Raw genomic sequence first — 11,930 nt, 5'->3', positions numbered from 1 at the left:
CACCGAAAACCCTTTGTTTTATACGTTTGCCCGCCGCCGGGCCCCCGGGCCGGGACGCGGTACGGCGTCGCGCGGCGTCGTCACCCGATGACCGGACTCGCAGTACAGCTCGGTATGTACGGGCGCTCCGCAGTCGCGATGCTCGATCCTGAGTGGTGAGCCCTCGGGGCCGGCCAGGTACTTGTCGCCCCAGTCGCGCATCGCGATCAGGACCGGGTACAGGTCGAGCCCCTGCTCGGTCAGGCGGTACTCGTACCGCTGACGGGCGCCCGGTTCGCGGTACGGCGTACGGCGGAGGATGCCGTGCTCGACGAGCTTGGCGAGCCGGTTGGACAGGACCTGGCGGGGGATGTCCGTGCGCACCCGCAGATCGTCGAACCGGCGGATGCCGTTGAACACCTCGCGCAGCACGATGACCGTCCAGCGTTCGCCGAGGATCTCCATGGTGCGGCCGATCGGGCAGTTCGCCACCGACCAGTCCAGCGCGTTGTAGGTCGTCAAGCCACTCATCCGGCCATCGTAGTGAGCTCTAGGTCTCGTTGACAGACCCAGCTGGGTGGTGTGAGGCTCGAGCCATGACGGAGACTCAGCAGGTGCCCGCGGACGAAGCCGGGTCAGCGCCCGTCCGGAGCCGGACGTTCACCTGGACGGACCCGGCCGCCACGGCCGCGGAGGTCGGGAGCTCGTCCGGGCTGGAGATGCTGCGGGCGATGCGCGACGGGCTGATCCCGGCGCCGCCGATCCTGCAGTTGGTCGGGGCAACCGGGTTCGAGCCCGAGGAGGGCAAGGTCACCGTGTACATGCCGGCGGCCGAGTTCCACTACAACCCGCTCGGCTCGGTGCACGGCGGCATCATCGCCACCCTGCTCGACACCGCCGCCGGCTGCACCGTCCACTCGACCCTGCCGGCCGGCGTCGGCTACACGTCACTCGACCTGATGACCCGCTTCATCAAGCCCGTCACGGTCGACTCCGGAGTACTCCGCTGCGAGGGCGCGATCATCAGCCGCGGCCGCCGTACAGCAGTGGCCGAGTCCCACCTGTACGACGAACGCGGCAAACTCCTCGCCCACGCAACCTCAACCTGCTTGATCTTCGAGCTCACGTCCTGAGCGGGGAGACGTCCCAGTCGTCGTCGGAGGTCCGGAGTACGGCGATCGCGCAGTACGCGAAGCAGACCGTCATCAGGAACCACGCGGCCATGTCGACGACCGGCTGCTGCAGGACCATGAAGGCGACGACATGCGCCGGTGTGGTGAGCACCATCGCGAGCCAGCCGATCAGCGGAATGCTCCCGCGCAGCGCGAAGCCCATCAGGATCGCGCCGATCACGTGGCCGGCGACGAAGACGGCTGTGCTCACACCGGCGAGCCCGGACGACCAGAGCTTGTCGATCACGACGGCCGCCGTGCCGCGCTGGTCGGCCGGAAGTTGCGCGCCGACGAGGTACAGGTTGTCGATGGCGCCGACAGCCCACGAGCCGAGGTACGCGACGAGGTTCACGGCGACCGCGATCGTCGTCAGCACCGGCCGGCGTGGGCGCGACAGCCGGGCCGCCGCGAGAAAGGCCGGCACGATCGTGAGGATGCCGACGTAGCCGAGCAACGCGAAGATGAACTGGCGGTGCGGGTTCGCGGCAATCTGCTCGAGCGCGCGGCGCGTGTCGTCGTCGTTGGTCTGGAACAGCCGGGCGATCCCGATACTGGTCGCGGGCACCAGGAGGACCAGCGCGGCCGCGCAGCGACGGAACCGTCGTACGTCGTGAATCCGGACCGTCGGCTCGGAGGCCACCGGAGTCTGTCGGAATGTTGTCATTTCCCCTCCCAGAAACGTCGATGTCGTTCTGAGCGTGCTGGCCGTGGGCTGGCGGCAGCAGAGGGACACCTACTGGCCGGCCCGGGTGGTTGCCCGGGGTGACCAGGAACTGATTCCCTGTCCAGGCGCGGCAGATCGGGTGATCATGACCGTATGCGGAGGGGGACTCTCGCGTTGGCCGTGACGGCCGTTGCCCTGCTGCTCGCCGTGGTTGCGGTGGCCGGCACGCTGCTGGTCGGCCTGGACGCGGGTACGGCGGTCTCCAGCTACCTGGTCACGAACATCGCGATCGGACTGTCCGCCGTACCCGGCGGATTCCTGATCGCGAGCCGGCGGCCGTCGAGTCCGATCGGGTGGCTGCTGCTCGGCCTCGGCTGTGCGCCGCTGCTGACCGCGGCCATGGTTCCGTTGGTCGCGGCGGGCAACGAATCAGGGTGGCCCGAGCCGGTCATGCGGCTGGTCGTCACCGTCCTGAACTTCGCGTGGGGTTGGGGTCTGTTCTGCTGTCTGCCGCTCGCGCTGCAACTGTTCCCGACGGGCCGGCCGGTCACACCGGCCTGGCGCTGGCTCGTGTGGCTGACGCTCGTCGCGGCGGTCATCGCCTGTGGCTCGACCGGACCGACACCGGAGTACGGCGCCTCGTCGTACTTCGTCTCGCCGTGGTGGCAGACAGGCGAGCAGATCGCCGGAGTGCTCACGCCGATCGTCTTCCTCGCGACGGTGATCAGTCTGATCGTCCGCTACGTGAAGGCGGACGAGGTGGTCCGGCAGCAACTGTTGTGGCTGGTCGTCGCGGTGGTGCTGGTGATCCTGCTCAACAGCCCGACCTGGTTCTCGGTGCCGATCGGTGCACAGATCTTCCTGTTGCTGAGCTTCCCGCTGATCCCTGCCGCGATGACAGTCGCGGTGCTGCGGCACGGATTGTTCGATGTCCGGCTGGTGCTGTCCCGGCTGCTGCTGTACGGCGTTCTCTCGCTCGGCGTGATCGCCGTGTACTCGGCCTTGGTCGCGTTGCTGGGGCATCTGTTGAGCTCGGCCGGCGCACCGGTGTTCGCCGCGTTGGTCGTTGCGCTTGCCTTCAACCCGGTGCGGCTCCGGCTGCAGTTGCTGGTCGACCGCGCGTTCTACGGCTCGCGCCGCGACCCGGTCCGCGCGGTGTCCGCGGTCGGGCGTCAGCTGGCCGCCGACGACCTCACCGGCGTACTCGAGGCGCTGCGCGACGCTTTGCGGCTTCCGTACGCCGCGATCGAACGCGGCGCGGAGTGCTTGGCCGCGAGCGGGCAGCGACCCCACGTCGTCCACAGCATCGACCTCCGGCTCAACGACGAGGTCCGCGGTCGCCTGATCGTCGGCGTACGGCGTGGTGAACGGCAGCTGTCGAAGGCGGATCGGCCTGTCCTGGATCTGCTCGCCGGGCCGTTGGCTGTCGCGCTGCATTCGACCGCGTTGCGGATCCAGCTGCAGCAGTCGCGCGATCGGTTGCTCTCGGCAACGGCTGACGAACGCGAGCGGCTGCACCGCGACCTGCACGACAGTCTCGGGCCGGTGCTCACCGGTGCGGCCTTCACTGCCGACGGCGCCGCGCTCGCGGCCCGGTCGAACCCGGAGCGGGCCGAGCAGTTGGCGACGCAGCTCGGCGAACAGCTGCGGGCAGCGATCACCGACGTCCGGCGGATCGTCTATGCGTTGCGGCCGCCGGTGCTCGACGAGCTGGGACTGGTCGCGGCGCTGCGGAAACAGGGCGCCGGTCTCGGCCGGATCGCGTTGACCGTCGAGGCGCCGGACGAGTTGCCGCGGCTGCCTACATCCGTCGAGTTGGCGGCGTACCGGATTGCAAGTGAGGCGCTGACGAACATCGTCCGGCACTCGACCGCGCGGCGGGCCACAGTGTCGTTGAGTACCGAGCTAGGAGCGTTGACGATCACTGTGACCGACGACGGCAGGTCGGAGAGAGCCTGGCCCAGCGGAGTGGGACTGGAGTCGATTCGCGCACGGGCCGCAGAGCTCGGGGGAGCATGCGAGGTTGGTCCGACCGCGCAGGGCGGCCGGGTGGCCGCAGTACTTCCGTTGGGAGGGAGTCTGTGATCAGGGTTCTCGTCGCCGACGATCACCCGGTGGTCCGGGACGGGCTGCGGGCGTTGTTCGACCAGTTGCCGGACGTGCAACTGGTCGCCGAGGCCGCGACCGGACGGGATGCGATCCGCGGTGCGGTCACCGAGCGCCCGGACGTCGTGATCATGGATCTGGCGATGCCGGACGTCGACGGGTTCGCCGCGACGCTGGAGATCGGCAAGGTCGCGCCTGAGGTCGCAGTACTGGTACTGACGATGACCGATGACGACCGGACGTTGAGCCGGGCGGTGCAGGCCGGGGCGATGGGCTATCTGCTCAAGGGTGCGACGAAGGAGGAGATCCTCCGCGCGGTGACGGCCGTGGCTTCGGGCGAGGCGATCTTCGGACCGGGCATCGCGCGCCGGCTGCAGGCCCAGCTCAGTACGTCGTACGGCGATCCGTTTCCGGAGCTGACGCCGCGCGAGCGCGAGGTCCTGCGGTGGCTCGCGACCGGGCAGTCGAACTCGGGCATCGCCGAGCGCCTCGGCCTGTCGGTGAAGACCGTGAACAACGTGACCTCGTCCGTCTTGACCAAGCTGCGGGTGACCAGCCGGACGGAGGCCGCGCTCCTGGCCCGCGACCAAGGTCTGGGCCAGGAGCGGTGAGACGTCAGCCGGCCTGATCGGCCAGGAGCTTTTCGCCGGCGACGAGGCGGACGCAGGTGGCGAGGCCGGTGATGGCTGCCTCGACCTCGGGGAGCTCGGGGTACGTCGGGGCGATGCGGATGACCTGGTCCGTCGGGTCGTCGCCGTAAGGGTGGGTCGCCCCGGCCGGGGTGATGGCGATGCCTGCCGCCTTCGCCTTCGCGACGACCTCGCGGGCGCAGCCCTCCGGGACCTCCAGGCTGATGAAGTAGCCGCCGGCCGGAGCGGTCCACGACGCGAGTCCGGTGCCGCCGAGCTCGGCGGTGAGGATCTTGTCGACGGCGTCGAACTTCGGCCGGATCAGGTCGGCCAGCGTCCGCATGTGCTGGCGCAGCCCGTCGGCGTCGCGCAGGAACTGCACGTGCCGGAGCTGGTTGATCCTGTCCGGACCGATGCTCCGCTTGACCGTGTGGCTCAGCCACCACTCGATGTTCGCCGGCGACGACCCGAAGAACGCGACACCGGCTCCGGCGAACGTGATCTTCGAGCTCGACCCGAACACGAACGCCCGGTCGGGGTGGCCGTTCTCCGCGCACAGCGCCAGCACGTCGGCGATCTTGGCGGGGGAGTCGGTCAGGTGATGTACGGCGTACGCGTTGTCCCAGAAGATCCGGAAGTCCGGCGCAGCGGTCTCCATCGCGGCCAGCCGCCGCACCGTCTCGTCGGAGTACACGGTGCCGTCGGGGTTGCTGTACTTCGGAACGCACCAGATGCCCTTGATCGCCGCGTCCTCCGCGACCAGCCGCTCGACCACATCCATGTCCGGACCCTCGGGCGTCATCGGCACCGGGATCATCTTGATCCCGTACCGCTCACAGATCCCGAAGTGCCGGTCGTACCCCGGCACCGGGCACAGGAACGCAAGCCCCTCGACGTCGGCCCACCGCTGCTCGGCGCCCGGCACCTGCCCGAGCAGAGCGAACACGACCGCGTCGTGCATCAGTTCCAGGCTCGAGTTGCCCGCGGCGAGCAGCTGCTCGACCGGCACCTGCAGATCCTCGGCAAAGATCGCCCGCACCTCCGGCAGCCCGTGCAGACCGCCGTAGTTCCGCAGGTCGGTCCCGTCCGCGGCCACCGGCTCACCGCTCAACTGCAACACACCGTTGGCCGCATCCAACTGCTTCGGCGACGGCTTCCCCCGCGTCAGATCAAGCTTGAGCCCCTTGGCCACCAGCGCTTCGTAGTCTTTCCGCGCACGCTCAACCTGACCAACCAGCTCATCCACACTCACGGGGGAGTCCTTTCACAAGTACTAGGTGTCAGACCCAGCCTAGTGATCACCCGACGGTGTGCAGAAAGCGGGACCGGCCTGTGGTCAGCCGCCGCGGCGGGGCTTGCATTTGGGGTCCCAGGGCAGGCAGGACGGGATGTTGGGCGGGGGTTTGATGGTTGGGGGGATGACCGGTGGGGTGACGGGCGGGGTGACCGGCGGCTGGGCCTTGCTGCCGTTGGAGATGATCAGGGTGACGGTGGAGCCTGCCGGTGCGCCGTCCTCCTGGCGGGGGGTGGTCCAGGCGACGGTGCCGGCGGGGGCGTCGGAGTCGACGCGGTCGCCATGGGACATGACGACCTTGAAGCCCATCGACAGCAGCTTGGCGCCGGCCTCCGCGGGAGTCATGCCCTTCAGGTACGGCAGGTCCTTCACGTTGCCGCGGATGATCTTGTCGTCGGGCTTGACGAACTCGGTGGTCGGGATGCCGTGCAGGGCACCCTGCATCGCCGTCTCCCAGATCGGGCCCGCGGTCCCCGAACCGGACGCGTCCTTCAGCTTCTTGCCGTTGAAGACCTGCTTGATCAGGTTCGAGGCCGGCGGATCGGCGTCACCGACGACGGCCGCGGCGGCGAGCTTGGACGAGTAGCCGGAGAACCAGACTGCCTGGTTCTCGTCGATCGTTCCGGTCTTGCCGGCCAGGTCGCTCTTGCCGAAGTTCAGCTTCGCGCCGGTTCCGCCGTTGATCATCACCTGGTGCAGCACGTAGTTGACGCCGTCCGCGACACCCGGCGAGAGCACCCGGTGGCAGCCCGGGCCAGGGGTGGGGATCGGCTTCTGCGTCTTGATCACGGTGACCGATGTGACGATCTGCGGGTTGCAGTAGATGCCGCGGGCCGCGAAGGTCGCGTAGGCGTTCGACAGCATCAGCGGAGTGATCAGGCCGGCCGAGCCGAGTGTGAACGACACGACCTGCTTCAGCGGCTTCAGCAGCTGCGCGTCGTACATGCCGAGCTTCGAGGCGATCGTGGCGATCGGGCAGAGGCCGATCTGCTGGGACAGCTGCAGGAAGTAGGTGTTGGTCGAGGCCTTGGCCGCATCGACCATCGACGGGTCGGCGATGGTCTTGGTCGAGTTCTTCGGGTTGTAGCTGTCGACGGACGTCGGCCCGCTGCAGGTGCTGAATTCCTTGCCGCCGAGGCTGATCGTCTGCGGCGAGTTGATCCGGTACGTCGTCGGCACGCCCTTGGCGATCGCGGCCGCGATCGTGAAGGCCTTCATCGTCGACCCGTTCTGGAACCCGCCGAAGCCGCCGGCGTACGACTTCTCGACGTTGTAGTTGTACGCCGTCTGCCCCTTCTTCGAACCGTACGAGCGGCTCTGCGCCATCGCCTTCACCAGGCCGGTGCCGGGCTCGACCATCGTGATCGCGGCGACGGCCTGGTCGCCGGCCTTGGAGTGCGCGTTGATCGAGGCTTGCGCGGCCGCCTGGATCCGCTGGTCGAGCGAGGTCTTGATCACCAGACCGGCGGTCTCGATGTAGTTCTCCCGCTCCTCGTCGGTCTTGCCGAACGCCGCGTTGTCCTTGAGCTTGGACACCACGTACTCGCAGAAGAACGGGTACTTCGAGTTCGCGCACCCGCTCGGTGCGATCCGGACCTTCGCGGGATCGATCACCGGCGTCTTGATCGCGTCGGCCGCCTCCTTGGCGGTGATGATGTTCAGCTCCTGCATCCGGCGCAGGACGACGTCGCGGCGCGCCTTGGCCCGGGCCGGCTGGTCGATCGGGTCATAGCCGGTCGGGTTCTTCACCAGACCGGCCAGCATCGCGGCCTGCGGCAGGTTGAGCTTCGCGGCGTGGACGCCGAAGTAGTGCATGGCCGCGGCCTCGACGCCGTACGAGCGGTCGCCGAAGAAGGCCAGGTTCAGGTAGCCGTTGAGGATCTCGTTCTTGGTCAGTTCCTTCTCGACGGCGATGGCGTAGCGCAGTTCGGCGATCTTGCGCTCGTAGGTCTCGGCGGTGGCCTCCTTGACCTCCTCCGGCGTCCGGGCCTTGTTGATCAGGTTCAGCTTCACGAACTGCTGGGTGATGCTCGAACCACCCTGCTGGACCCCGCCCGACGACTGGTTGCGCAGCATGGCGCGCAGTGTGCCCTTGGCGTCGATCGCGCCGTGCTGGTAGAACCGGTCGTCCTCGATCGCGACGATCGCCTTGAGCATGACCGGGCTGATCTGCTTCAGCGTCACCGGCGTTCGGTTCTGCTGGTACAGCGTCGCGATCGTCTTGCCGTCCGCGTCCTGGATGATGGTCTTCTCGGCCAGCGGAGCGGTCTTCAGGTCCTGCGGCAGGTACTGCACGGTGTCGTGTGCGGTGGCCGTCGTCACGCCGACCAGACCGGCGAACGGGAGGGCCAGTCCGGCGCTCAGCGCTCCGGCCAGAACGCTGACCAGCAGGAACACGAACATCGACATCACGACGTTGGGCCGCTTGGCCCGCCGTTCGCCTCTGTGCATGGTTGGGCAGATTACGTCAAGTGGAGGACCTCCGGCACACTTCTCGTTACGGAATTTACACATTTGCCCAGCGATCTCACCAACAGTGACCGTGCTATCACTGCCCGGCGATGATCATGGCCGTTCGGCTCAGGGCCGGATGAGGACCTTGAGGGCCTCGCGGTCGTCCATCGCGCGGTAGCCGTCCGCGATACCGTCGAAGTCGACGGTCCGGTCGAACACTTTGCCAGGAGCAACGGCTCCGTCGAGGACGCCCGGCAGCAGCCGCTCGATGTAGGCGCGGGCCGGAGCGGGACCGCCGGTCAGGGTGATGTTCGGCAGGAACAGCGTGCCGAATCCGATCGGTGCCTCGTCGTACTGCGGGACGCCGACGCGACTGATCACACCGCCCGGGCGGACCACCCCGAGGGCCTGCTCGTACGCCGGGAAGTGGCCGACCGCCTCGAGGACCACGTGGGTGCCGTCGCCGCCGGTGAGGTCGCGGACCTTGGCGATGCCTTCGTCGCCGCGTTCGGCCACCACGTCGGTCGCGCCGAACTCGACACCGAGATCGGTGCGGTCCTTGTGCCGGCCCATCAGGACGATCCGCTCGGCGCCGAATTGCCGCGCCGCGAGGACCGCCAGCAGCCCGACCGCCCCGTCGCCGATCACGGTGACGCTGGTCTTCGCCGAGACCCCGCCTTTGAGCGCGGCGTGGTACCCGGTCCCGTAGACGTCGGACAGGGTCAACAACGAGGGAAGCAGCGCAGGGTCCTCGCCGCCGGGCACCTTGACCAGTGTGCCGTCTGCCAATGGCACGCGGACGGCCTCGGCCTGACCGCCGGCGACACCGTTCGCGTTCCAGAAGCCGCCGTGCCGGCAGGACGTCTGCAGGTCCTCGCGACAGAAGTCGCAGGTCCCGTCGGACCACGCGAACGGCGCGATGACGAAGTCGCCCTTGCGCAGCGTGGTGACGTCCCGGCCGAGGTCCTCGACGACACCCACGAACTCGTGGCCCATGGTCTTGCCGCCCGGCGTGACGGGCAGGTTGTGATACGGGTGCAGGTCGCTGCCGCAGATGCAGGACCTGACTACCCGCACGATCGCATCAGTTGGTTGCTGGATCGCCGGATCCGGTACGTCGATCACTCGGACATCGCCGGCGCCGTACATGTAAGTCGCTCGCATGGATCCAGTGAAGGTCACGCGCTGTGGGTGGGGGAGATCCTGTCGTTCCAGGTAATACCAGTGCCTCCCTCGGCGCGGCGACGGTCCGTAGTGTTGTGTGCATGGACCACCGAGCCGAGATCAAGGAGTTCCTCAGCTCCCGGCGAGCCCGCCTGACACCGGAGCAGGCGGGTCTGCCCGCGTACGGCGGGAATCGTCGCGTGAAGGGGCTGCGCCGCGAGGAGGTCGCGCTGCTGGCCGGTGTCTCGGTGGACTACTACGTGCGGATCGAGCGCGGGAATCTGGCGGGTGCGTCCGAGAGCGTTCTCGAGGGACTCAGCCGTGCGCTGCAGCTGGACGACGCCGAGCGGGACCATCTGCACGCCCTCGCCCGCGAGTCCGACGCCGCTCCGCTCCGTAGGCGTACGCCCGCGAAATCTGTCCGGCCCGCGCTCCAGCAGATCCTCGATGCGATCACCGACGTACCGGCGTGGATCCGCAACGCGAACTTCGACATCGTCGCGGCGAACGGGATGTCGCAGGCTCTGTACGCGTCGATGTTCGCCGACCCACGACGGCCGGCGAACACCGCCCGCTTCACGTTTCTCGACCCGGCCTCCCAGGAGTTCTTCGTGGACTGGGATCGCGCGGCCGACGACATCGCGGCGTCGTTGCGGCTGCAGGCCGGCAAGAGCCCGCACGACAAGGCCCTGACCCAGCTGATCGGCGAGCTGTCCACCCGCAGCGAGACGTTCCGGACCCGGTGGGCGGCCCACAACGTCCGCTTCCACCGCTCCGGCACGAAGAAGCTGCACCACCCGGTCGTCGGCGATCTCGAGATCGACTTCGAAGCGATGGATTTCCCGTCCGACCCCGGCCTGACCATGATCATCTACACCGCCCCACCCGGCTCATCCACCACCGACGCCTTCAAACTCCTCGCCAGCTGGTCCGCCACAACCGCGGAGTACGCCACACCGGAGTGAGCAGGGTCAGGTGTTTGGTCGGTCGTACCTGACTTCACAGCCGGCTCCCAGGTAAGTCGAAGGTCGTGCTCAGTCGGCGACTCGACACTGAGGTGGATTGACCACCTCAGGAGCCGCCATGATCGACGTACCTGCTGCCGTGCTGCCCGGCCGACGGGCCCGCATCGACAGCACGGTGCGGTCCGGCGCCCTCGTGGCGCTCTGGCTGAGCTTGCTGCTCGTCACGTATTGGTGGGTCGCCGGCGGCGGTGTGCAGGAGTTGGGTGGCTGGGCAACCGGGCTGACATCGGTCGGCCGACTCACCGGCCTGCTCGCGGCGGTCCTGCTGCTGGCCCAGGTTGTCCTGATGGCGCGCGTTCCGGTACTCGAGGCCGCCTTCGGGCAGGACCGCCTCGCGCAGCTCCACCGGCTGATCGGCTTCACGTCGTTCAACCTGATGATCGCGCACCTCGTCACGATCACCTGGGGCTATGCCGCTGGGGAGTGGACCAAGACCCCGGCGACGTTGTGGGACCTGACGGTCGACTACCCCGGCATGCTCCTGGCGGTCGCCGGTACTGCGTGCCTGTGCCTGAGCGTGCTGACGAGCATCAAGGCTGCACGGCGACGAATGCGCTACGAGTCCTGGCATCTCTTGCACTTGTACGCCTACCTCGGCGTCGGGCTGGCACTACCGCACCAGCTGTGGACCGGACAGGAGTTCCTGGCGTCGAGCGGCCGGACTGTGTTCTGGTGGACCGCCTGGTCGGTGGCAGCGGCAACGATCCTGGTCTACCGGATCGGCGTCCCGGTCGTACGTAACGCTCGTCATCGGCTGCGGGTGACGAACGTCGTCCGCGAGGCTGACGGCGTCGTTTCCGTGTACGTCGGAGGACGGCAACTGGACCGCCTGCGGACCGAAGCGGGCCAGTTCTTCTCCTGGCGGTTCCTGGGCCGGCCGGGCTGGACACGCGCCAACCCGTACTCGCTGTCGGCTGCTCCGGACGGCCGGAGTCTGCGGATCACCGTGCAGGAAGCAGGTGACGCCAGCGCGACACTCAGCGCCGTACGACCGGGTGCACGGGTGCTTGTCGAGGGACCCTTCGGGCGGTTGAGCGACCGAGCCCGGACTGGGCGCAAGATCGCGCTGATCGGAGCGGGTGTCGGGATCACGCCACTGCGTGCGTTGGCGGAGGGTCTCGATTACGCCCCTGGTGACGCGGTCCTCGTCCAGCGGTTCACCGACCAGCAACTGTTCAGGAGCGAACTGCAGAGGCTCCATCATCAGCGCGGTTTGTTGTTGCTGACCCTGCCCGGGCACCGCCGCAGTCCCGGATCGTGGCTCGGCGCCGGCCCGGGCGAACTCGACGACCTGCAAGCGCTGCGGTACTGGATCCCCGACATCGCCGAGCGCGACGTCTATCTGTGCGGACCGGACGCGTGGACCCAGTTGGTGCAGCGCACGCTCACCGCCGCCGGCCTACCGGCCGAACGGCTCCATCTCGAAACCTTCAAGTGGTGACC

At 68.2% G+C, this 11,930-nt stretch carries 10 protein-coding genes; 5 read left to right on the top strand and 5 right to left on the bottom strand.

Annotated features, from left to right (window positions below; all coding sequences use genetic code 11):
• Positions 1-18: 18 nt before the first annotated feature.
• Positions 19-510: a helix-turn-helix domain-containing protein gene (locus tag AB0J62_RS15700; protein ID WP_363870125.1), complete on the bottom strand. Its 492-nt coding sequence runs from the start codon at positions 508-510 to the stop codon at positions 19-21.
• Between the two features lie 65 nt (positions 511-575).
• On the opposite strand from AB0J62_RS15700, the gene AB0J62_RS15695 reads away from it, so the two are divergent.
• On the top strand, positions 576-1,112 hold the full coding sequence (locus tag AB0J62_RS15695; RefSeq protein ID WP_363870122.1) for a PaaI family thioesterase: 537 nt from the start codon (positions 576-578) through the stop codon (positions 1,110-1,112).
• Here AB0J62_RS15695 and AB0J62_RS15690 read toward each other — a convergent pair.
• On the bottom strand, positions 1,102-1,815 hold the full coding sequence (locus tag AB0J62_RS15690; protein ID WP_363870120.1) for a hypothetical protein: 714 nt from the start codon (positions 1,813-1,815) through the stop codon (positions 1,102-1,104). The two genes, AB0J62_RS15695 and AB0J62_RS15690, sit on opposite strands and share 11 nt — an antisense overlap.
• Before the next feature lie 153 nt (positions 1,816-1,968).
• Between AB0J62_RS15690 and AB0J62_RS15685 the strand changes: the two genes are divergently transcribed.
• Together AB0J62_RS15685 and AB0J62_RS15680 are read left to right on the top strand one after the other, a co-directional pair.
• Positions 1,969-3,900: a sensor histidine kinase gene (locus AB0J62_RS15685; protein ID WP_363870117.1), complete on the top strand. Its 1,932-nt coding sequence runs from the start codon at positions 1,969-1,971 to the stop codon at positions 3,898-3,900.
• Positions 3,897-4,532: a response regulator transcription factor gene (locus AB0J62_RS15680; protein WP_363870114.1), complete on the top strand. Its 636-nt coding sequence runs from the start codon at positions 3,897-3,899 to the stop codon at positions 4,530-4,532. Before AB0J62_RS15685 ends, AB0J62_RS15680 begins: the two co-directional genes overlap by 4 nt.
• A 4-nt stretch (positions 4,533-4,536) precedes the next feature.
• Here AB0J62_RS15680 and AB0J62_RS15675 read toward each other — a convergent pair whose 3' ends face one another.
• From AB0J62_RS15675 to AB0J62_RS15665, 3 genes are all read right to left on the bottom strand, one after another.
• A complete protein-coding gene (locus AB0J62_RS15675; protein ID WP_363870111.1) occupies positions 4,537-5,802 on the bottom strand; it encodes an aminotransferase class I/II-fold pyridoxal phosphate-dependent enzyme in 1,266 nt (421 codons plus the stop codon).
• 84 nt (positions 5,803-5,886) lie between these two features.
• A complete protein-coding gene (locus AB0J62_RS15670; RefSeq protein ID WP_363870108.1) occupies positions 5,887-8,295 on the bottom strand; it encodes a transglycosylase domain-containing protein in 2,409 nt (802 codons plus the stop codon).
• A gap of 129 nt (positions 8,296-8,424) precedes the next feature.
• Complete coding sequence (locus AB0J62_RS15665) at positions 8,425-9,462, bottom strand: alcohol dehydrogenase catalytic domain-containing protein (RefSeq protein WP_363870105.1); 1,038 nt, start codon at positions 9,460-9,462, stop codon at positions 8,425-8,427.
• A gap of 101 nt (positions 9,463-9,563) precedes the next feature.
• Between AB0J62_RS15665 and AB0J62_RS15660 the strand changes: the two genes are divergently transcribed.
• Both AB0J62_RS15660 and AB0J62_RS15655 read left to right on the top strand, forming a co-directional pair.
• Positions 9,564-10,427, top strand: a complete 864-nt coding sequence (locus tag AB0J62_RS15660; RefSeq protein ID WP_363870101.1) for a helix-turn-helix transcriptional regulator — start codon at positions 9,564-9,566, stop codon at positions 10,425-10,427.
• A 118-nt stretch (positions 10,428-10,545) separates the two neighbouring features.
• Positions 10,546-11,928 (top strand): ferredoxin reductase family protein, encoded by a 1,383-nt coding sequence (locus tag AB0J62_RS15655; RefSeq protein ID WP_363870098.1) that lies wholly within the window; start codon positions 10,546-10,548, stop codon positions 11,926-11,928.
• Positions 11,929-11,930 lie beyond the last annotated feature (2 nt).

It is taken from the genome of Kribbella sp. NPDC049584, from assembly GCF_040675555.1.
Classification (GTDB): Bacteria; Actinomycetota; Actinomycetes; order Propionibacteriales; family Kribbellaceae; genus Kribbella.
The sequence above is the reverse complement of the archived record's forward strand: the minus strand, read 5'-3'. Positions and strand labels throughout refer to the sequence as shown.